At 30.4% G+C, this 22,234-nt stretch carries 16 protein-coding genes; 9 read left to right on the top strand and 7 right to left on the bottom strand.

The features are described from left to right. Nucleotides 1–258 precede the first annotated feature (258 nt). A complete protein-coding gene (locus NPA09_RS02115; RefSeq protein WP_129721642.1) occupies nucleotides 259–651 on the bottom strand; it encodes a hypothetical protein in 393 nt (130 codons plus the stop codon). A gap of 566 nt (nucleotides 652–1,217) precedes the next feature. Here NPA09_RS02115 and NPA09_RS02120 point away from each other — a divergent pair. Further along, a complete protein-coding gene (locus tag NPA09_RS02120) occupies nucleotides 1,218–5,594 on the top strand; it encodes a lipoprotein 17-related variable surface protein (protein WP_129721640.1) in 4,377 nt (1,458 codons plus the stop codon). A 624-nt stretch (nucleotides 5,595–6,218) separates the two neighbouring features. Here the strand turns inward: NPA09_RS02120 and NPA09_RS02125 are convergent. Beyond that, on the bottom strand, nucleotides 6,219–6,674 hold the full coding sequence (locus NPA09_RS02125; protein WP_129721638.1) for a hypothetical protein: 456 nt from the start codon (nucleotides 6,672–6,674) through the stop codon (nucleotides 6,219–6,221). 360 nt (nucleotides 6,675–7,034) lie between these two features. Between NPA09_RS02125 and NPA09_RS02130 the strand changes: the two genes are divergently transcribed. From NPA09_RS02130 to NPA09_RS02155, 6 genes are all read left to right on the top strand, one after another. Further along, entirely contained in the window at nucleotides 7,035–9,023 is a 1,989-nt protein-coding gene (locus NPA09_RS02130; protein WP_129721636.1) for a lipoprotein 17-related variable surface protein, read from the top strand. Between the two features lie 129 nt (nucleotides 9,024–9,152). Then, nucleotides 9,153–9,476, top strand: a complete 324-nt coding sequence (locus NPA09_RS02135) for a variable surface lipoprotein (RefSeq protein WP_129721634.1) — start codon at nucleotides 9,153–9,155, stop codon at nucleotides 9,474–9,476. A gap of 135 nt (nucleotides 9,477–9,611) precedes the next feature. Then, nucleotides 9,612–9,866 (top strand): hypothetical protein, encoded by a 255-nt coding sequence (locus NPA09_RS02140; RefSeq protein ID WP_256541807.1) that lies wholly within the window; start codon nucleotides 9,612–9,614, stop codon nucleotides 9,864–9,866. Nucleotides 9,867–9,868: 2 nt separating this feature from the next. Then, nucleotides 9,869–11,359, top strand: coding sequence for a lipoprotein 17-related variable surface protein (locus NPA09_RS02145; RefSeq protein WP_256541808.1), 1,491 nt, complete (start codon nucleotides 9,869–9,871; stop codon nucleotides 11,357–11,359). Between the two features lie 13 nt (nucleotides 11,360–11,372). After that, on the top strand, nucleotides 11,373–13,091 hold the full coding sequence (locus NPA09_RS02150) for a lipoprotein 17-related variable surface protein (protein ID WP_129721630.1): 1,719 nt from the start codon (nucleotides 11,373–11,375) through the stop codon (nucleotides 13,089–13,091). A 611-nt stretch (nucleotides 13,092–13,702) separates the two neighbouring features. Continuing rightward, nucleotides 13,703–14,671 carry a lipoprotein 17-related variable surface protein gene (locus NPA09_RS02155; RefSeq protein WP_129721628.1) on the top strand — a complete coding sequence of 323 codons (969 nt, stop codon included), beginning with the start codon at nucleotides 13,703–13,705 and terminating at the stop codon, nucleotides 14,669–14,671. A 45-nt stretch (nucleotides 14,672–14,716) separates the two neighbouring features. Here NPA09_RS02155 and NPA09_RS02160 read toward each other — a convergent pair whose 3' ends face one another. Both NPA09_RS02160 and efp (NPA09_RS02165) read right to left on the bottom strand, forming a co-directional pair. Next, nucleotides 14,717–15,013, bottom strand: a complete 297-nt coding sequence (locus NPA09_RS02160) for an MMB_0454 family protein (RefSeq protein WP_129721626.1) — start codon at nucleotides 15,011–15,013, stop codon at nucleotides 14,717–14,719. Further along, entirely contained in the window at nucleotides 15,013–15,573 is a 561-nt protein-coding gene (gene efp / locus NPA09_RS02165) for an elongation factor P (protein ID WP_129721624.1), read from the bottom strand. Before efp (NPA09_RS02165) ends, NPA09_RS02160 begins: the two co-directional genes overlap by 1 nt. Nucleotides 15,574–15,936: 363 nt before the next feature. Between efp (NPA09_RS02165) and NPA09_RS02170 the strand changes: the two genes are divergently transcribed. After that, nucleotides 15,937–17,541, top strand: coding sequence for a leucine-rich repeat domain-containing protein (locus NPA09_RS02170; protein ID WP_129721622.1), 1,605 nt, complete (start codon nucleotides 15,937–15,939; stop codon nucleotides 17,539–17,541). A gap of 106 nt (nucleotides 17,542–17,647) precedes the next feature. Here NPA09_RS02170 and NPA09_RS03595 read toward each other — a convergent pair whose 3' ends face one another. Both NPA09_RS03595 and efp (NPA09_RS02175) read right to left on the bottom strand, forming a co-directional pair. Further along, entirely contained in the window at nucleotides 17,648–17,872 is a 225-nt protein-coding gene (locus tag NPA09_RS03595; protein WP_416906709.1) for an MMB_0454 family protein, read from the bottom strand. A gap of 71 nt (nucleotides 17,873–17,943) precedes the next feature. Further along, nucleotides 17,944–18,453 carry an elongation factor P gene (gene efp / locus NPA09_RS02175; protein ID WP_256541868.1) on the bottom strand — a complete coding sequence of 170 codons (510 nt, stop codon included), beginning with the start codon at nucleotides 18,451–18,453 and terminating at the stop codon, nucleotides 17,944–17,946. A 386-nt stretch (nucleotides 18,454–18,839) separates the two neighbouring features. Between efp (NPA09_RS02175) and NPA09_RS02180 the strand changes: the two genes are divergently transcribed. Further along, complete coding sequence (locus NPA09_RS02180; protein ID WP_129721620.1) at nucleotides 18,840–19,229, top strand: Vmc-like lipoprotein signal peptide domain-containing protein; 390 nt, start codon at nucleotides 18,840–18,842, stop codon at nucleotides 19,227–19,229. 345 nt (nucleotides 19,230–19,574) lie between these two features. On the opposite strand, the gene NPA09_RS02185 is transcribed toward NPA09_RS02180, so the two are convergent. Next, on the bottom strand, nucleotides 19,575–22,232 hold the full coding sequence (locus NPA09_RS02185; RefSeq protein ID WP_256541809.1) for a cation-translocating P-type ATPase: 2,658 nt from the start codon (nucleotides 22,230–22,232) through the stop codon (nucleotides 19,575–19,577). Between the last annotated feature and the right edge of the window lie 2 nt (nucleotides 22,233–22,234).

Genomic DNA, 22,234 nt, shown 5'->3' on the forward strand with positions numbered 1-22,234 from the left:
TATATTTTTCGATCTCTCCTTTACTTTTTCAAACATTTAAAAAATTTGTTTATTTAAAAGCCAAGCTACTATTTTAACGTTATTGATGTAATTGATAAGATTGTAAGTTATATTAATTACGTATTTTTTTAACAAAATCATTAACAATAACAGCACTAATAGCTTTGACATAACAGTAACAAACAACAGCGCAAATTCAAACATATTAAACAAAAAAACCGCGCGTCTGGCGGTTTTTTAATTTAATTAGTTTACTAACTACAAATTATGAAGTTTTTTAAGAATTGAAACATCCTGTTCTAAAACATCTAGTCTTTGTTCTACTTTGTCTAATCTTTGACTTAACTCATTAAAACCTTCGTTCATTTTTGTTGTGATAGTATTAATAGCGCCAAGAACAACATTTTTAAAATCTTCAAATGTATTTTCTAATTTTTCGAATCTTTTATTAAAAGTATCTTCAAAAACTTCAAATTTGTTTTCCAAGAATTTAATGGAGTTTTCTAGTTGTTGAATCTTATTATCTTTATCTTTAGTAACTTGAATCATATTTTCTTTAGCAATTTCTTTAAGTATTCAAAAACGATCAGTAACATCATCAAAAGCAACATAATGTATCTTGATATTTGAATATTTCTTTAAAATTGCCACTTCCTCCTTCTTGGTTAATTTAGTTGAATTACTAATTAAATTATAAAGGGCTTTTTGTTTTTCGGATATCTTTACCTCCTTAATTTATTTCGTCCTACTTATATATGTATTCTGAAGGGGTAAAAGTACACGAAAAAATAAAAAAATAGGAAAATTTGTTGTTTTTTCACAGCAACTTTGAGGTTTTAGTTACAATTTACAAACATATATTATCAGATTATAATACTATAAAACATGTCAATAAATCCGTAGCTTTGATAAGTGGAATATCTGCGGCTGCTCAAACAATATATAAATACAATGTACATATGAAATGCTACTTTGATATATCGAAAGGCGCTAACGCAATACGTAAAAACAAAAAAGCATAATTAATAATTTTCAACAAAAATTCAACACTTTTGCTTGAATTTACGTTTTTTATATTTTTTGCTCACAATTTTGGGGTTTTTTGCTTTTTTTTTTTTTTTTTTGTAAAGAGAAAATTATATAATGTATTTTGTTTTAATAATAAGAATTTTTCCTTATTATTATAAAAAAAATGTAAAAGCAGAAGCGAGGTAAAAATGAAAAATAATGAACACTTAAATAATAATCAGGAAAAAGTTCCATATATCGTTCCAGAAACACCGCAAGCAAGCGGGTATACGCAACAAATACCTACCCAGGTAATGCCACAATACCCTCCTTTCCACCAAGCACCCAAAGCAAGTAAAACAAAGAAAATTGTTAGTTCTGTTTTAGCCTTGGGTATTCCCGTAGTTGTTACCACAGCAATTGTTGCTGCTTATTTAGCGATCAACAATAAGGAAAGTCGGGCTAACAAAAAACAAATGCAGGGTATTATTGATAACTTAAGACTAGATGTTAAAAATAAAGACAATATAAAGCTGCTTGATGTTGTTGATCAAGATTTAAGTATCAGTGGTAATGTTCCTAACGGATTCGAAACTCGTTATGGTATTACAGGAATCGATGCAAAAAGTAACGATCTAATTACATCACTCTACTTAGTAGCAAAAGATGGCACAACTCTTGAAAAAGAAATTAGAATTAGTGGATTTAAACGTTTAGATTTAGACAATCAAAACGCTAAATCTGTACTAAGTGCAGTTGAAAGTTTGCGTGGTAACATTAATGCTATAAAAAGTAAAAACGATGGTAAATTAGTTACTCGCAATAACAATAACACACTTGTTAGCGAATATGTTTACAATAACCACGGCGCGATTGAAAGTGATACAGAATTACCACTATTAGAAATCGAGAAAAATACGCAAACAAATATTAACTTGATTCAAAAACCACACTATAACCCTGTAACCAAAGAAGTAGATCAATTACAAGTAATCGCAACTATTACTAGTGGCGACTACTCTTCTGAAGTTAGCTTTATTATAGATGGTTTCTTATCACAAACCAAAAAAGATCGTACATTACTAGATGAATTGTTTGCTAATTTTAATACCATTTATCACACAAAGAACTATGCTCATAAAACTGCGCAAGAAGTAATGGGAAACGAATACTTAGAAATAAATAAGATTTTTACCGATATTAACTTTAATATCGAAACCATTAAAATCAACAACCCGCAATTAGAACTTGAAATTAAAGAATTAAGCATTAATGGCGATAACGCTCTTAATGTGATTATTGATGCCAAACTAAATAATGCAACTAAACAACTTCGTTTCAAAGTTGATGGTTTTAGTTCATTAGTTAAATTTAACCTTAATGAATTGCAAGAATTTGCCAAATTACTTACAAGTCCCGTTTCAACCCGTTATCACAAAAATAAATTACCTAGCGGCTATAAATATCAAAATGTAAGTGATCTTTTTAATGATTTAGATTGACACTTAGAAAGTGAACTTAAAGATAAAAACATTACAATTCAAATCAAGTCCGAAAACAACCTTCTAGAAACTGGTGAAAAAATTATTAGTTTAGTTTTAAGCAAAAATGCTGCAACATTTAATGTGCAAATTAATGTTAACAACTTTAAAACAGGTGCACAATATGCAGAATATGTCTTTAGTGAATTCTTTAAGCAAATTCCTGGTACTTTATACACCACAACAAATACCGATAAAACACCAGATGAAATCACCTATGATCTTGATTCGCTTGAAAAAGATACAGCAATGAACTTTAAAAACCTTGCTAGTCGTTACCAACTCAATTTAAGAGTTACGGCCCAAAATAGTGATGGCCATTTAGCTGAAAACGGTTACAAACAAGTAACCTTAGAAGCAGAAATTGATGGTAAAACAAAAACTAAACAAGTCATTGTTGAAGGCTTTTTAACCAAAGCGCAAGCTGACAAACTAACTTTTCCACGTGTTTATACCGAAATTAGCGATCAAGAACAACTAACAATTAATCACAAAGATAAAGCAACTAACGATCCACGATCAGCCTACACAAACTTTGATGATTTTGCTAATGATGTGCAAATTAACTTTACAGCCCTTAAAAGTAAATACAAGGGCGTAGTCTTTAAAAACTTTATGACCTTAATGGATAATGATGGTATAAGAACAGTTTCATTTAATGTAACATTGGGATCAGAAACCAAAAATAAAATTATAAAAATTGGCGGTTTCCTTAACAATGCAACTGCACTTAATAATAAAATTAAAGAAATTAAGCAAACTATTAAGGATACTTACACAACAAATAATTATTCAGATAAGTTACCACAAGAAGCAGAGAGCCTATACACTGATATCGCCAGCCTTGATAATGATTTAGGCGCAAACTTAGCAAGCATCGCGGCCAATAATGGTGTTACTATTAGCATTAAAAACAAAAAACCTAACAACGAAGGTGGTACACTAGTTGTTTACTTGACACTAACACTAGAAGGTAAAGACTACGATGAATTCTTTATTATTGATGGCTTTACAACACCAGAAGCAAGAACTAGTCTTGAACTAGAAGCTGCACTTAATAAGTTCGCCGAAAGTTATATCACCCTAAATCACAAAAATCAATTACCTAGTCAAGTAAATTATGCTAATAGTAATGACTTAACAAATGATTTAGGAATTGATTTATCAACTTTAATACCAGGAATTACGCTAAATCTTAACAACATTCACGCTGATGATAACGATGATACACTTGGTGTTAAAAAAGTATTTATTACTTTAAATAAAGACGGAATCAGTAAGGCACATACCATCACGATTAATGGTTTCTCAACCAATAATCAAGATCAAATTAAAAAAATTGAAGAATTTATTAATAATCTTAAAAAAGAATACACCACACTTACACATAAGAACGACCACGTCTCGCAAGTTAACTACCGTAGCAAGTTAGACCTTGCTAACGATACAGGTCTTGATCTAATAGCAAAAGAACAAGAAACAGGATTGTTAATTACTATTAAATCACAAACACCAACTGAGCAAAATTTAAAAGAAATCATCTTAGAAGTAAAATCACAACTTATTCCAGAACTAGCAAGAACTACTAAAATTTCAATTCAAGGTTACTTAGATACAACTAAATTTGAAGAAAATGTACTCCAAGAATACATTAGTAACTTTACTACACCTTTTGAAACACAAAGCTATCCAACAACTTTCCCTGGTGATTTACTGCCACCTTATGATCAAACAAAAATCAAGGCAATGGGTGGCGCTAAGTTGTATACAGATTTAGTCAAAGTTAATGATAAATACGCTAATGAATTTAATAATCGTAAGCTTACTTTCAATTATGATGCAAGCACTAAAGATATTAATGATAATAAAACAGGTACCAAAACCTTACACTTTGTTGCATCATATGGGTCAAGTAAAAAATCGTTTACCATTACCTTTAGTGGATTTTACAGCGAAAATCATCCGCTATATCTTTTAGATAAGGAATTAACTGATTTCTTAAATAATCAACTAAACGCATTATTGCAAAACAATGGCCAAATAACTGATAATAGATATTGAGCTAATATCCCAAGTGCAGTAAATAAATCAGATGTTATCTTCCGTAACAAAAATGGCAGTTACATAGATCCTAAATTCAGCATAACCGAATACAGTATTGTTCCTTACGATGATGAATTAAAATTACTTGTCAACGCCAAAGTTAAAATTACCAAAGATGGTCATTCGTTAACAAAAAATAAACAAATATGAATCAACAGCGGTGACCCACAAAAAGTTATTGATAATATCTTTAATAATTCGGATTTTGGTTACGTTAAATTAACAAGAGGATATCCATTGTCGGGTAGAAATGTGCAAAAACACCATAAATATGGCTATAATATCAACTACAGAACCGCTTGGGCAAAAAGTTTTACTGCTTCTCTTACAAACGGCGAAGAAAATAATTTGAATGTAAACTACATTAAACAACCAAAAATTCCTGTTAATATTAAAGTTGAATTCGAATTGGCAAGACAAGAAAATGTGAAATATTACTTTTATTCATATGAAACACAAAATTTTACACACCCAGATATTCATGTCAAAGGATTTGATGAATTTATAACTACACTTTTTCCTTTCCAAGGTGCGTATATTTCAGTGAATAATGATAATACAATAAAAACCAAAATGCACGCGAAGAAATTTATCAACCTATACAGAGTTGATAACCTTGATCTCCACGGTTATATCATTGATAATTCGATACCACATCCAAATGGTATTGATACATATAACTTATTATATAGCCCGTTTTGAAGAGATAGTAATAAGGATTATAAATATGATGCTTTCTTTTTTGAACCAACAGTATGAATTAATGTGAAATATACATTCTTAGGTAAAACATACTACAAATCAATACACTCTGCAAGACCAGTTATAGGCATCAACAGAAACAAGGGCGTTTTTACCAATGATAAAAATAATATCTACTTAGATCATTACTTCGTATTATCAAAAGCAAAAGCAATAAAACGTCAAGACGGAAGGGCGTAATAAATATATTTTCAACACAAATTCAGTATTTTTGCTTGAATTTGTGTTTTTTATGTTTTTTTTAATACACTGAAATATATTTTTGAAAAAAAATAATTAGTTAATTTCAAAATATTAAAATTATTTAAGTTAATTTAATTAAAAAATGCAAACATACACTATTTTTGCACCTAAAATGTATTTTTTCTTAAAAAAAGTATCTTTTTAATTTGCTAAAACACAAAAAATGTCAAAAATCAGCGTAATTTTTTTGTATTTTTTTTTTTTTTTTTGCATGTGATAAAGTAAGGGCGGTTATATGTAATAAATAACCGAAAAAAGGGAAATAATGAAAAAGAAAATCTTCTTTCTAAGCCTTAGCGGCATAGCTGCTTTTGCAGCAACAGCCACAGTGATTAGCTGTAGTAATGTGCTCCTATTGCTGTTAAATAAAATTAGACAACGTAAAACTGAAACAATCTTGTTTTTAATTTTGATGATGCATAGATTAATTGTTTCAAATTCTTATATATTTACTTTATCTTGCATACGAATCAAATTTAATAGCACTCATTTTATTGTGAATATTGACCCCCCCTTCTTCTTTCACTTTTGGTGGGGGTTTTAATTTAATTAATTCACGATTTACAAATTGTGAAGTTTTTTAAACACAGCGACATCTTGTTCTAGTATATCAAGTCTAGAATTAACCTTGCTAAATTCAATGTACATTTCTTTTTTTACGTCAGCAATTGCACCAAGGAGGGTTTTAGTAAGTGTTTCAAACTTTTCTTCAAATCTCGCCTCAAAGCTATCAAATCTCTTATCAATTTGATCAAATCTTTGATCTATTTGTTTAAATTTTTTATCAATTTGATCAAATTTCTGATCTATTTGTTTGAATTTATCATTTTCTGTTTTTTGTTTCATATTATTTTGATCTATTCTTGCAATTAATCAAAGGATATTAGGTTCATTTTCAAACATCATTTGAAACATATCAACATCCGAGTAACGTTTTAAAATAGACATTACCTCCTTATTGGTTAGTTTAGTTGCATCTTTAATTAAATTATAAAGTGCATTTTCATTTTTGGGCATAGATCACCCCCTTTCTTTTTTATAACCACTTATATATGTATTCTGGAGGGACAAAAAATACTAAAAAAATAAAAAAATATGAAAAACTACTGTTTTTTCATAGCAGCTTGAAATTTTAATTGTAATTTAGCAATAATATAGATACCTTCCACTAGTTTATTACATTGTAATTCAGGGGGTCATATAAATTAACTCAAATACAAAACATATCTAACTTTTCTAGTTTTTACAAATTAAAGTCACTTTAGTTGATTTTTCGCCAATATTTGGCCGTTTTCTACTCTTTTTTTTTTTTTTTTTTATATATAAATGACATAATTAATTTGGGATTTAATTTTGTAAAACAAAAAAAGGAGATTTATGAATAAAACTAAATTATTACTAGCCACAGGTATTGCGTTTACTCTAGCAACGACCGCAACTGTTGCAACTTATGGTGTATTGCATCGTAAAGATACTAAAACAAATACTAATACGCAAACCAGCGAACCTTCCGTTAATAATCTAATACCAACACCAATTTATGATGAACTTAAAGCAGTATTGGTTAATGCAAGTGTAGATAAAATCATAAGTAAAGATATTATGCAACTTGATTCTAATACTACACCTGCTCCAGAAACACTTGAAAAAGGTAAAAAAGTTATTTTAAAAAGCGCAATTGAAGCATATAAAAAAGTCTACAATGAATCTGTAGCACTAACTAAAGAGCAAGGTGAAATTAAAGCAATGAAACAAATCGATGCTCTTAAAGTGGCTAAAGAACATTTAGAAAAAGCAATCGTAACTGGAACATTTACTCCCACACCAGAACTTGATGCACTTAGAGCATATATTAAACAAGCAAAGAGTGAAATTAACCTGGAATACATACACCGCTATGACAAGGCGGATATAGTAGAACCTGCTTTAATACCTCTAGGTACTAATGCGGCGCCGTTTGAATTAGTTGAAGAATATAACAAAGCATTAGCCGCTGCCGAAAAAGTTACCGAAAACGAACTGGCAAACGCCGCTAAAAGCGTGTTAGAATCTGCGCTTAATAAACTTAAAAAATCGTTTATACCCGGTACAGACGATACTTATTTACGTAATGCACAAGGAATGTTTGATTTCGATACACTTTTAGATCAAATGAATTACTACAATGATTATAACCGTTTTTTACTTGTTGATTTGGAAATTATCGATATTCAAAAAATGCATCCTTCTACTAGTGCTTTAAAACTAAAAGATTATAATATGCTAAATGAATTGTATATACAAGCAAAACAAGCATATATCAATAAAAACGAAGCTGAATTTAAACGATTATATCTAAAATTCAACGGATTGAATGAAATTATTTCTTATTCTCAGTTAATTAGTGAAAATATTTATATGGAACCTTTTAAATATAATGTACCAATTCCAGGTGAAGGCGATGAGCGTGATGTGAACGCTGCACTTACATTCTATAAAGATGGTGTATATTTAAAGGAAATGTTTCCTGATTGAGCAGAAAAACACAAAAATTTTGATCGTAAAGAACTTTTTCGCGCGATGTATGGTGCTGGTTTTGGCACTTATTTAACAGCTGGTCTTGAAACAGAATATGGAACAACCCAAACATATAAAGTTATTAGCTATGATAATGAAAAGGGAATTGTTAGATTACAAATCACGTGCGCAAAAGGGACTGTTTCAAAAACAAAAGAAATTACTATTAGTGGTTTTTTTACTAAAGAACAAGACGCAAAAAACAAATTACTTGCCGAGAAAATCACAAAGCGCGAATTTGATAAATCACCAGCATGAACAGGTAGAGTTTCGGGGATTATGGAAAATTATATAATGAATGAAAATTCACCATTAGATACTGTAGCGTTTTTATATTCGGATTTATCTCGTGAACTTGAAAGTTATCTAACTACTAATAATCTTTTTTTATTAAAACAAGAAATTAGAAACCTTAATCCTAAAGTTGATAATGAAACCGGAACATTAAAATTCACACCTTGTTTTGTTGATAAAAAGAGTATGGACTGAACTAGAATAGAAATCACCATAGTTAATTGAATGACAAACGCAGAATTTTTGGATACAGAGGTTGTAGTTTATGATGCCTGAAGCACTTCATCTCGTGATAAAAAAGCAAGTGAAATAAAATACGATAATATTGATACAATTATGAACGAATACAAGGATTGTTTTAAAAACATTGAAAAAGATGTCATTGTAAGCATAGTTCCTGGTTCAGAAATTAATGACGATACCAAAGGAACTAAAACGCTTACCATTAAACTTGTTTGTGGTAAAGCATCAAAAGAAAAAACCGTCACTATCACAGATTTTAAACGAACAATATAATAAAACCGCAAAAACAGCGGTTTTTATTTAACAAAAAATAAACATTTTTCTTTATAATTCAGTATTTTTTATTGATTTTTGTAATTCTACATTAATAAAATGCGATAATCTTTATATATTTAATTATTTATGATGAAGAGAGAAAATATGAACAAAAAGAAATTGTTGCTAGGCATTGGTACAATTGCAACTTTTAGCGCGACAGCAGTATTTGCTGTAAGTTGCAGCGATGAAAAAATCGACGCTGCTGCTGAGAAGCTCAGTAATGCAAAGTTAAGATTGTCAAATCTTAACAAAATTACCGCTGAAATACAAATCGAGTATAAAGTCACTATCACTTTAATTGGAGTATACGCACATCCCGATAAGTTCGGAGTGTCCGTCCATATCTATAAAATTTCTAGAGGTAATAAAAGTAAAAAAGTAAAAGTCGAAGTAGCGGGTATTATGTAAAAACTAAATAATTTATATTTTTTTACAAGAAAACGCAAAAAACCCGGTAAAAAAACGCTAAATTTCAGCGTTTTTTTAGTTTAATGTGATAATTGTAAATATATTTGCTTAATAGTAAGCAAAAAAGGAGAAAAAATGACTAAAAAGAAATTATTACTTGGTTTAGGAGCAACCCTTGCTTTAGCAACAACAGCAAGTGTAATTACCTATGGTGTTTTACACTACGAACGCGCTAAAACAAACATAAATAATCAAAATGAAAATACTTCAACACCAACACCTACGCCAAAACAGTTCCTACCCCTACACCAGAACCAGCACCAACACCCGAATCAACTCCAGAACTTGATGCTCTTAATGCTTATATTAAAGAAGTTGAAAACGAAATAGATTTGAAATATATTTGAAAATTTGAGAATCCTGCACTTGCTGATGTTAATTCGATTCCTAAAAACATAAATGCAGCGCCATCTAAATTAGTCGATAAATATCAAGAAGCATTATTAAATGCAAAAAAAGTAAGAGATAATAGCAAAGCTAACGAGGCTAAGGCTGCTTTAGAAACTGCACTAAACAATATGAAGACAGCATTTATTACTGGGACAAAAGAAGATCCGACTTATTCCGATTTTCTTCGTGGTTATAATTCTTTAGAGGAATTCTTACCAGACGAATTCTATAATAACATAATAATTGTGGATACGGAAATAATCGATAAGAATAAAATTCACCCCTCTTTTACACCAATCAAAAAGTTTTACTATGATAGACTTAATTCAATACTTGAAAAAAGCAAAACAGCGAAAAATCAACTCGAATACGAAAAACTGGTTGATGCTTTTCGCGCCATCATAGAACAAATTAAAAACGACCCTGATTTTTATGGTAATTATGGAAACAATGTGTATATGGAACCTTTTAAATATAATGTACCAATTGCAGGTGAAGGCGATGAGCGTGATGTAAATGGTGTCTTATTATTCTATCGAAATGGTAGTTTTAAAAAAGATGATCGTATGGGTTTAGCTGAAACTAAAAAAAGTTTTACTAGAGACGAATTATTTTACACAATGTATAATAAACCAGAAGGATATTTCAATAATGAAAATTATACAGATTATGGAGCAAATATCACATACAATATTGTTGATTTTGATAATGAAAAGGGGACAATTCGCGTCAATGTTGTAGCTTCAAAAGGCAATATTACAAAATCAAAAGAAATTACAATTAGCGGTTTTCTAACTAAAGAACAAGCGGCAAAAAATGAAGAAATTAAAAAACGAATTACAAGATACGAATTCGCTCTTGATGCCAATTCAATGAAAACGCGATGAAGAGCTTTTCACGAAGTGGGATTTGGCGTTTATATCAATGACATTGTACGTCATAGTCAAGATCTAAGAGAATTACTAAAAGAAAATAAAGTTAATATTCTCGACGACCCTACAGAAATCACGAAAATTGATGATGTTAACGGTATTTTGAAAGTAATTGTTCGCTTTACGGATGAGACAGAAATTGATTGATGTGATATCGAAATAACTCTTACTAGTTTCTTAACATATGAAAAAGAATTACATGAAATATTTGAACATATGAAAACGCACTTAAAAAGTATAGAAACAAAGAATTCAACTAATAAAAAAGCAGATGAAGTAACTTACAAAACGATTGAAGATATGGCTAATGATGGAATAAATGTGTTGCAGTGAGACTACATAAGAAATCACAAGGGTCTTATCATTAGTATTGTTCCTGGTACAGAAATAAATGATGTTGTTAATGGTACAAAAACCATTACCATTAATCTTACCTTTGATTCAACGCCAGGCGCCGCTAATATCAATCACACAATCAAAATTCATGGATTTAAAAAATAATTAAGGAAAAATTATGAATAAAAATAAATTACTATTAGGTCTTGGAATTACTTTCACTTTAGCAACAACCGCAACCATAGTTACATATGGCGTTTTGCAACACAAAAAACAAATCGTAAACAACAACTCAAACCAGTCAACTCCTGAACCCGCCCCTAGTCCCGTGCCAGTGCCGGCTCCTACCCCAACACCAGAGCCAGAATCAACAGCTGAACTTAATGCTCTTAGCGCGTATATAAAAGAAGTTGAAAATGAAATTAATTTAAAGTATATTTGACGTTTTGATAATCCTACAGTTGTTAACATCGATTGGATCCCAAAAGGTGTCAATGCTGCACCAAGAGAACTTGTAGAAAAATATAAAGAAGCATTAGCAAATGCTAAAAAAATTACTGATAATAGCAAGGCTAATGAGGCTAAAACTACATTAGAAAACGCATTAAATAACATGAAAGCAGAATTTATTCCTGGAAAACGTAGTGTAAATTTAGATTCTATAATTTGAATGAAGGAAGAGAATATAACACCATTTTGGTATTTACAAAAAGAACTGGATTCTAATAATATTTTAGTTGTTGATCTTGATATTATTGACCCAGATAAAATTAACACTAGTATGACAGGGATTCCTAAAAAAAACTACGACGAATACGAAGCATTTTTTCTAAAGGTGATAGCTTCTAATAATGAGCAAGAGGTTACCGACATAAATTTACTATATGAATATTTACTTAACAAAATTTATTATGCTCAAGTGTATGGAAATAATGATTATATAGAACCATTTAAATATGGTGTACCAATTGCAGGCGAAGGTGATGAACGTGATGTTAACGCCGAGTTAGCGTTTTATCAAGATGGCGCTTGACTTAATCACAAAGAATATCCAGGTCTAGCTGAGACTAAAAAAAGTTTTGTTAGAAAAGAATTATTAGAAGCAGCACACGGCCCCCTAAATCGTTTTTTTAATACATATGGAACAAATTTTGCATCCGAGGTACTTGGCTATAATAATGATGAAGGAACAGTAAAAGTTAAAGTTACGATCTCAAAAGGTAATGTTACAAAATCAAAAGAAATCACAATAGGCGGTTACTTAGATAAAAAACAAATTGAAAAAAATAAGGCTTTTGCAGATACAATTACAAAACGCGAATTTAAACTCAATGAACAAGCTGAAATTGGAAATTCCAGAGCATCTTCGGTAGCCAAAACTCAGATATGATTTGATACTTTTGTTCATGAACATAGTGGCTCATCCGAATTACATAAATACATACTAGATAATAATATATCTTATACCTCAACATACAGTGTTAATCCAAAAGATGTTAAAGTCGATGATATTAATGGAAAATTAAGTTTTAAATTCCATCTTTATCCAAAAACACGGGATGCATGAGCTGATATTGAAATAACAATTACCGGGTTTATGACTAATGAAGAAACTGTCGCAGAAACAATTAAGATGATACAAGAAAAACAATTTACCACTAATTCATCAACCTCAAAAGCAAGCGAAGTAACATACACCGACCTTCAAGGATTGGAAAATCACGGCATTACTGAACTTAAGTCTATTATGGAAAAAAATGAAGGTGTTATGATCTCAATTGTTCCAAATTCAGATGTAAACGACGATACTAAAGGTACTAAAAAAATTACATTAAAAATTATATGTGATGAAGCAACACAAAATTACGAAATAACTATTAATGGTTATAAAATCTAAAACCACAATATGTGGTTTTTTATATAACAAAAAACAATTAATTTCTTTGTTTTTCAACAAATATAGTTGATTTTTTTAATTTTTTGTCAAAAAATAAATTATTACTATTTAGTTCTAAAACAATTAGCGCCGTAGCTGTAAATAAGCAACAGATAAAACAATTTCTGCAGAAGATGCTGCAAAAATTGATATTAGCAGTTTAACTTCTAATCCTAACCATGCTGCTACAGTTGTTTAATGAACCAAAGCAGATTTAGCAGGAATTCAAAAGAAATATGGCATAAAAATTAAAGTAACAAATATTACTCCAGATATCACCAATACTACCAAGCCAGTGATTAAAGTTTCTTTAAAAATTTCTAAAGTTAGTGAAAGCATTCAAAAAGATATTAAACTTTCATTTCAATATAACAAGTTGTTGTTAAAATAGTTGTTAACTTTAACCGCCAGTAACACAATATTTAGGATCATTAAATATTAATTTATCATAAATTTTGTTGTCAAAAACAACTAAATTTAATTCACTTTCATTCATACCAAATAATATTAATTTACAAAATAAGGTATACAATTAAAGTGTATTTTTTTCAAAAAGAAACGAGGTATTATTTATGAATAAAAAAATATTTTTATTTACTTTGGGTGGCGTAAGTGCTTTAGCACTTCCTACCTTAGCAATTAGCTGTAGCAAGAATCCAATTGATGAAGTTATAAGTGCAATTAAAGATGTTAATGCAAAAACCAAAACCCTTCCCAGTGAAGCAGTTTACACTACTATTCAAGACATTGATAAAGCCACAGATGCTGGTTTAGAAGCGCTTGCAAAAAAACACGGTGTAGAAATTCAAGTTTCTAACTCGGATAATAGACCTAAAGATGGCGAAAAAATAGTTACATTACTAATTCAAAAAGGTTCTGATAGTAAAGAAAAAAAACTTATCATTAAAGGTTTTAAAACTAGTGCCGAAGTAGAACAAGACCAAGCAGATGTTAATGCTGTGGCTGCTGAGTTTGGTAAACTAAAAGACTTACAAACCACAAATAATAAAACCAAATTAGCTAGTGATGTAACTTACGCTGATTTCAAGGCGCTTGATGATGACTTAAGTAATGACTTAGCAGCATTGCTTGTAAACGATGTAAAAGCGGAATTAACAAACAATGTTGAAAAGAAACCAGAAGGAATTCAAGTGCTAACAATTAAATTATCAAAGGGTCACGCTAAACCTAAAACTGTTGAATTATTAGTTTCAGGATTCTTAAAAGATCCAGCAGTAATTGACCAAGAAAATGTTGATGCTGTTGCTGATGCATTGAGCAAACTAACTAATTTAATAACTCTCAACAATACTTCTAAATTACCTTCAGTAGTCAACTACGCTAGTCTTACAGAACTCGATGCTGATTTAGATGCTGATTTGGCCGCATTAGTAACTAATGAAGTTCAAGTTGCAATTACTGTATTAGCAAATGGAAATGATGACAAAAAAGGTGAAAAAACAATTACACTTAGTGTTTCAAAAAACAAAGCAGTGGTAAAAAGCGTTAACTTAGTAATTACTGGTTACAGTAAAAGTTAAAACAATTTAAAACATATAAAAAAACCACAGTATTATCTGTGGTTTTTATTTTAAAATGATTAACTGAATGTTATCGGGTTTAGAACCAATTAGTGAATTAGTAATCGCTTCAATTTCGGTATTTAATTCTTTAATAACTTGGCTTGGTTGGTGTTCTTCACCAATTCAAAAAGCAATTCGAACTGTAATATTATTATTGTTTTCGGTTACTTGAATTTTGGGTTCGTTTTCGAGTGTAATGTAATCATACTTTTTAAGCAAATGATCAATTTTTTGCTTAAAAACATTGATGTGAACCCCATAGGCTTGATTTGCACTATGGTTACGAACAATGTAATACACTATTTTGCCTTTCCAACATATTTACCAGTTTGAGTTGAAATAGTAATTACATCATTATCTTTGATAAACATTGGCGTTTCTAATTCGTAACCTGTTTCAACTTTAACTCGTTTTTGTGGATTAGTGGTAGTGTTACCTTTTACAGCATCAGGAGCATCGACAACAACAAGATCAACATTAGCACTAAGCTCAATATCTAAAATTTCTGATTCAAACATACGCACCATTACCCGGCTTGATTCCTTCATAAAGTTTAGTTCTCATTCAACTTTAGTAATCGGAATGTAAATTTGTTCATATGTTTCATCATCCATTAAAACGATATTCTCGCCATCATTGTATAAATAACTCATGTTTTTTTTATCAATTCGCGCTGGCTGAACACGGTCACCACCAGTATAGGTTTTAATAGTAATAGCACCTGTTCTTAGGTTTTTTGCTTTCGCTTTAACATTGGCTTGTCCCCGCCCTTGTTTCGAATGTTGTGCTTCTAGCACTACATAAATTTCATTATCATCTTGAAAAGTAATTCCTGGTTTAAATTCATTTACATTAATCATATTTCTCCTTCAAATTGTAGATATTATATATTATAAACAAAAAATATACTCGAGCCCTATTGAAAGTATCGCTTTTAGCGATATTTTACTTAATAATATATTTATATTGATAATTTTTATAACAAAAAATCCATTAATTTCTTTGTTTTTCAATAAATTTTCAACAATTTTATTGAATTAAGTTATTTTTTGTCTGTAAAACAAACATTTGTTTTCATTGTTTTATTGTGACTTTTATGCTTTTTTTTTTTAGCAAAGTCATAGAATTAGGGTAGATATTCATATAATAAATATTTATTATATGAATATCATTACTTATCTATTTTTTAATTTTAATAAAAAAAATAGAAGAAAGGAAAAACGATGAAAAGTAAACATCTCATACTTCTTTTAGGTGCGCCTGCAATGCTCGCTGCTGCTGCTACTGTTACCATTAGTTGTGGTAATAATGACAATCAAACACCACAAGCCACACCAAACCTTGATGCTCTTAAAACATCACTCAATACCAATACTGAGGTAGCGCTCCTAAGTGGTGTACAAATACTACATGATACTGATGCAGTTGAAACTAAAGTAGATAATGGTAAAAAATTTATCGCTCAAAGTGCTGTTGATAAATTTAAAACTGCTTTTGCAACAGCACAAGCTGTAAAAGACGAAACTAAAGCCGCTCAAGCAAAAACAGATCTTGAAGCAGCAGTTAAAGAACTTAAAAATGCTATTAAAACAGGTACTAAAGCTGCTTCACAAACACCAAACCTTGATGCTCTTAAAGCATATATCGCATCGCACGAAGTTGCTGAACTACAAAAATCAGGCAATGTACTTGAAAATGTTACAGAAGAAGTTTCAGGACCACTCGATGCAAACAAACTTTCAAAAGGCAAAAAATATATTCTTAAAGCAGATCTAGATGCTTATAAAACTGCACTAACGAACGCTAAAAATGTAGCAGACGAATCAAAGGCTACACAAGCTAAATCAGATCTTGAAGCTGCGTTCAATACAATGAAAGGCAAAATCGTTACAGGTGCAAAAGTAGCGACACCAAATTTAGACGCTCTTAAAGAATTTATAAAAGATAACAGTTTGCCTAACTTACAGACAAAACATCAATTTGATGTATTAAGAGATGAAGATGCTAAACCACGATATGTAATGAAGAATGAAAAATTTGTTTCTGATAAAGATGCTAAAAAATACAAAGGTGCTTTAGTCGATGCAAAGGCGGTTACAAACGAAGCAAATGCTGCTAATGCATTAGCTACAATAACCGCTGCTCGCGATGATCTCTTAAGCAAAATTGAAAAAGGTGATGGTACCCTAGAGAGCAGTTTAGCATTTTTAAACAAATACTTTGATGTTGATAATAATGGAGTCCTTACAAGAAAAGCGGGAAAAGCGATCTCGGGCGAAACTCTATCCATTTTAGTTATTCCTGAAAGAATAAATAATAAAGAAGTTAAAATTTTAGGGGAACAAGCATTTTGCGAAAGTCAAATGTCAATTAATGAACTTGATATTCATGCCAAAATAACAGAAATCGGTAAATATGCATTTTTCTATGGAAAAGTGGGTGGTATGGGAACTTGGCCAAATGAAAATATCGGAAAAATTATTTTTCCTAAGACTTTAAAAACAATAAAACCATACGCATTTGTACATATAAAACTTACTACATTTGGTTTACCAGAAGGTGTTACAAGAATTGAAACTGGCACTTTTGCAGGCGCTGAGATTGCTCGTATGACGCTTCCTAAAAACTTAACATTTATTGGAGATGGCGCGTTCCGTAATTTTAAAACAATAGGTACCTTAAATATTCCTTCATCAGTTAATGATGTTAGAGTCAACGCCTTTCAAAATGCAAATATAAACGAATTACAAGTTGATACTGTTTTATGAAATAAATTCACTAGCGAATTTACAAAAGGTAATTACACTAAAGTTACTAAACGACCATAAAAACATAATTTTATATGTAAAATTTGTAATTTTCAAATTCATTTTTAGATAATTAAATTAATTTAAAAAAATACTAAAATAAAACCAAGGCGCAAAGCCTTGGTTTTTAATTAAGAATAATTAGCTGAATATTATCGGGTTTAGATGAAATAAGAGAATTAGTAATATTTTCAATTTCAGTATTAAGTTCTTTAATCGCTTGACTTGGTTTATAGCCTTTTTTAAGCCAAAAAGATAGTTTAATAGTGACATTATTATTATTTTCTGTTACAAATATTTCCGGATTGCCTGATGGTTTAATGTGTGGATATTTTTGAAGTAAATGTTCTATCTTTTACTTAAACACATTGATATGAACACCATATGCTTGATTCGCACTATGATTTCGTACAATATAATACATTACTTGTTAGCCTTCCCAACATACTTACCTGTTTGGGTTGAAATAGTAATAACATCATTATCTTTAATAAACATAGGTGTTTCTAGTTCATACCCAGTTTCAACAATTACTTTCTTTTGTGGGTTAGTTGTGGCGTTACCTTTAACAGCATCGGGAGCGTTAGTAACCACTAAATCAACATTAGCACTAAGTTCAATATCAAGCACTTCTTCTTCGAACATACGAACCATTACTTTGCTTGATTCTTTAAGAAAATTAAGTTCTCATTCGACCTTTGCAACAGGTATAAAAATTTGTTCGTATGTTTCATCATCCATTAAAACAATGTTTTCACCATCATTGTATAAATAACTCATATTCTTTTTATCAATTCTTGCTGGTTGTACACGGTCACCACCAGTGTAAGTTTTAATAGTAATTGCACCTGTTCTTAAATTCTTTGCTTTCGCTTTAACATTAGCTTGTCCCCGGCCTTGTTTTGAGTGTTGCGCTTCTAATACAACATAGATTCCATTTTCATCTTAAAAAGTAATTCCTGGTTTAAATTCATTTACATTAATCATAATTCTCCTTCAAATTACAAATATTATATATTATAAACAAAAAATATACTCGAGCCCTATTGAAAGTATCGCTTTTAGCGATATTTTACTTAATAATACATTTATATTGATAATTTTTATAACAAAAAATCCATTAATTTCTTTGTTTTTCAATAAATTTCATTGATTTTATGGAATTTTAGATAAAAAAATACTGCTAAAAATATATGATTTTAAGAGACTTTTTGTCTTCTTTTTTTTTTTTTTTTTTTCAAGTATAATGAATTTCTATTAACAATCATTTATGAATGCTAATAGAATTTTAATAAACTAGAAAGGTATTAAATAAAATTATGTCAAAAAATAAATTATTACTATTTGGTTTTGGAACAGTTGCTACTCTCGCTGCAACTGCTGCTTTTGCTGTTAGCTGTGGCGAAAAAATACCAGAAACTGACAAAGGAGCCGTTGAAGCAGCTGCTAATAAACTAACTGATGAAAGCAGACCTATTGCGGATTTTGCAAAAGTTAATATGGGAGCATTTACCGGTGGAACTGATGCTATAGCAGTGGTGGATGAGATGTTAAAAGCTGATTTAGCCGATATTCAAAAGAAATATGGTGTAAAAATTGAGTTTAAAAATATTAGCAGTGGAGTAGATTCACTTACTTTTTCTTTAAAAATTTCTAAAGGAAAAGAAAGCATAACAAAGGATGTTAAAGTTACATTTACTGCTGAATAACAAATAGTTATTGGATTAAATTTACAAAATAATTAAATTTAAAAAGTTTTTAAATAAACAGAATTTTATACTCGAAAATATAATGATGAACCAAGGCAATCCGCCTTGGTTTTTAATTAATGTTTATTAACTAAAAGTTATCAAGTTGCATTAATAATATCTTCAATTTTGATAGTATGCTCCTGTAATGTTTAGAATTTACATTAGGATTGTTTTAAACTTGTTTAATCATTAAGGCTAATTTAATTAGCCTGGAATTACTGGGTGTTAAAAATATCTGTTGCAACCCATAGGTAGCAAACAGAGATCTGCTTAATAACATACTTATTTAAAAGACTAAGAGATCTACTTAATAACATACTTATTTAAAAGACTATAAGATTCAAAAACAATATAAATTCCTGCTAAAGAGCCAAAAGCGATTGCAATCATTTTACCATCAGTAAATAAACTATTTGAAATCTTAAAGACTTGCGCAATTTGCGGCACAGCTGCAACAAGAATTAATCAAAATACTGAAAAAAATACTGAACCATAAACTAATTTATGTTTAAGAGGATTGGTCATAAATATTGGAGGTTCCGCCATTAAATTAAGACTTGAAATTACTGCTGCGATTCCTAGAATTAAAAAGACGACACTAGAACCAAATTTAGCTAACTCTTTTGGTTTACCAATACTAATTGCATAGCTAGCTGCCAAATAGTAAGCAATCAATGACATTACACCGATAAAAATACCCAATCATAAGACATCAATTCCCATTCTGCGAGCAAAAATGCTTTCTGTTTTTGGGTGTGGTTTAAACTTCATGTAATCTATATCATTCTTTTGAAGTCCTAGCGCAATCGCTGGAAAACCATGTGTAAACAAGTTAATTCATAATAATTGTGTTGGACTTAAAATAAAGAAATCGACATTATTGTTTTTAATTTCATTTTTAAATACTAAATTAAAGATTAATAAACCAAAGAAAACAAGAACGATTTCAGCTACTGAAGTAATTAAAAGGTTTTTGATTACTAGCCGAATTGTCTCATAGATACTACGGCCATTTTTAACAGCACTAACAATTGTTGCAAAGTTATCATCAACAAGAATCATATCTGCAGCTTCTTTACTTACTTCTGTACCAGTAATTCCCATTGCACAACCAATATCAGCAGCTTTTAAAGCGGGCGCATCATTAACACCATCACCAGTCATAGCCACAACATTGTTTTGTGATTGCAATAACTTAACTAGCCGAATTTTATCTTTTGGTGCTACCCGCGCAAACACACTACAGTGTTCAAGTTTAGATAACAACTCTTCATCACTTAATGTATCTAAATCTTTGCCTTCAAGGGCGATATCGTCGCTATTGAAGATTCCTAACTGTTTAGCAATTGCTTTAGCTGTCGTAACGCTATCACCAGTAATCATAATTGTACGAATACCAGCGCGCTTACAAATTTCAATTGCTTCTTTACTTGTTTCGCGTAGCGGATCAATCATTCCAACAAGACCCACTAGTTCCAAGTCATTTTCTAATTTGTATAAGTCGATTTGTTCTAGTTTTTTAATTGTAGCAGCATCAAGTTTTTTGTACGCTACCGCTAGGGTACGTAGAGCGGCAGCTGCTCATTCTTTAACAATATTAGTTTCTTGCGAATTTTCTAAATGACATCTTTGCAGAACAACTTCAGGAGCACCTTTAGTAATTAAGTAATAATCATTACCAATCTTATTAACACTTGACATTAATTTACGCGATGAATCAAATGGGATAACTTTTAGTCTTTTATACTTTAAATCTAAATCATGCTTTGATTCGTAAAGTTTTAAGTCAAGTGCTTTTTGAATAATCGCTATCTCAGTCGGGTCACCAACAAAGTGTGTTTCATTATTTGTAATGTTAATATGCGCATCACTTGCTAATGAACCATAAATTAATAATTTATTAAAATCGTTATCTTTATGTAAGTGATGTTCAACAATTGTCATTTTGTTTTGAGTTAGTGTTCCTGTTTTGTCAGAACAAATCACTGAAGTTGAACCAAGAGTTTCAACTGCCATCAATGATTTTACAATCGCTTTTTGTTTAGCCATATTTTGTACGCTTAGTGCCAAAATAATGGTCGTAAATGTTACTAATCCTTCAGGGATAGCGGCAACAGCCAATGAAATCCCATTAATAATATTAGTTGTTCAAATTGCACCATTGTTTAATGCGATTCCATTAACTAACTGGAAAGTAATTTGCATTAGAACTGTAAGCACAAAAAGCGCTAAACCAAAATATCCAAAAATTCTACCCAATTTGTTGATTTTGTATTGAAGTGGCGTAATTGTTGTTTCTTGTTTATTAAGCATACTTGAGATTTTACCAATCTCTGTATCCATTCCAATTTGAGTAACAATAAACTCAGCGCTACCAGTAGCAACTAGCGTTGAAGAAAACACTTTAAAAAACTGTTCTGCTAACGGTAAATTTACATCATGATGATCAGATACTTTTTTACTAATAGCCTCCGACTCACCCGTTAGCGACGTCTCAACTACTTTTAGTTCACTAGCACTAAGTAAAATTCCATCCGCTGGTACAATGTCACCAGATTCGAGTAAAACAACATCACCAATTGTTAATTCTTTACTATCAAGATTTTTTACCACTCCATCCCGATATACCTTTACCTTTAAGGGATTTAATTTACTAAGGGCTTGAACCGCTTGCGATGATTTAATCTCCTGTATTAAACCAATAATTGCGTTAATTACGATTACTAATAAGATAATCCCTGCTTCAACAAACTTAATTACATCAAAGCCTTTTGTGACCGCGTCATATATTGCCATTGACAGCGAAAAAATTGTGGCAATTAACAACATAATTACCATCAAATCCTTAAACTGTTCTAAAAAAATTACAAAGCGGTTTTTGGGTTTTTTATCTTTTAATTTATTTAAGCCGTGTTTTGCTTGTAGCTCAGCGGCTTTTTCACTTGTTAAACCTTTAATCATGT

This window comes from Mycoplasmopsis equigenitalium (assembly GCF_024498255.1).
GTDB lineage: Bacteria > Bacillota_I > Bacilli_A > Mycoplasmatales > Metamycoplasmataceae > Mycoplasma_H > Mycoplasma_H equigenitalium.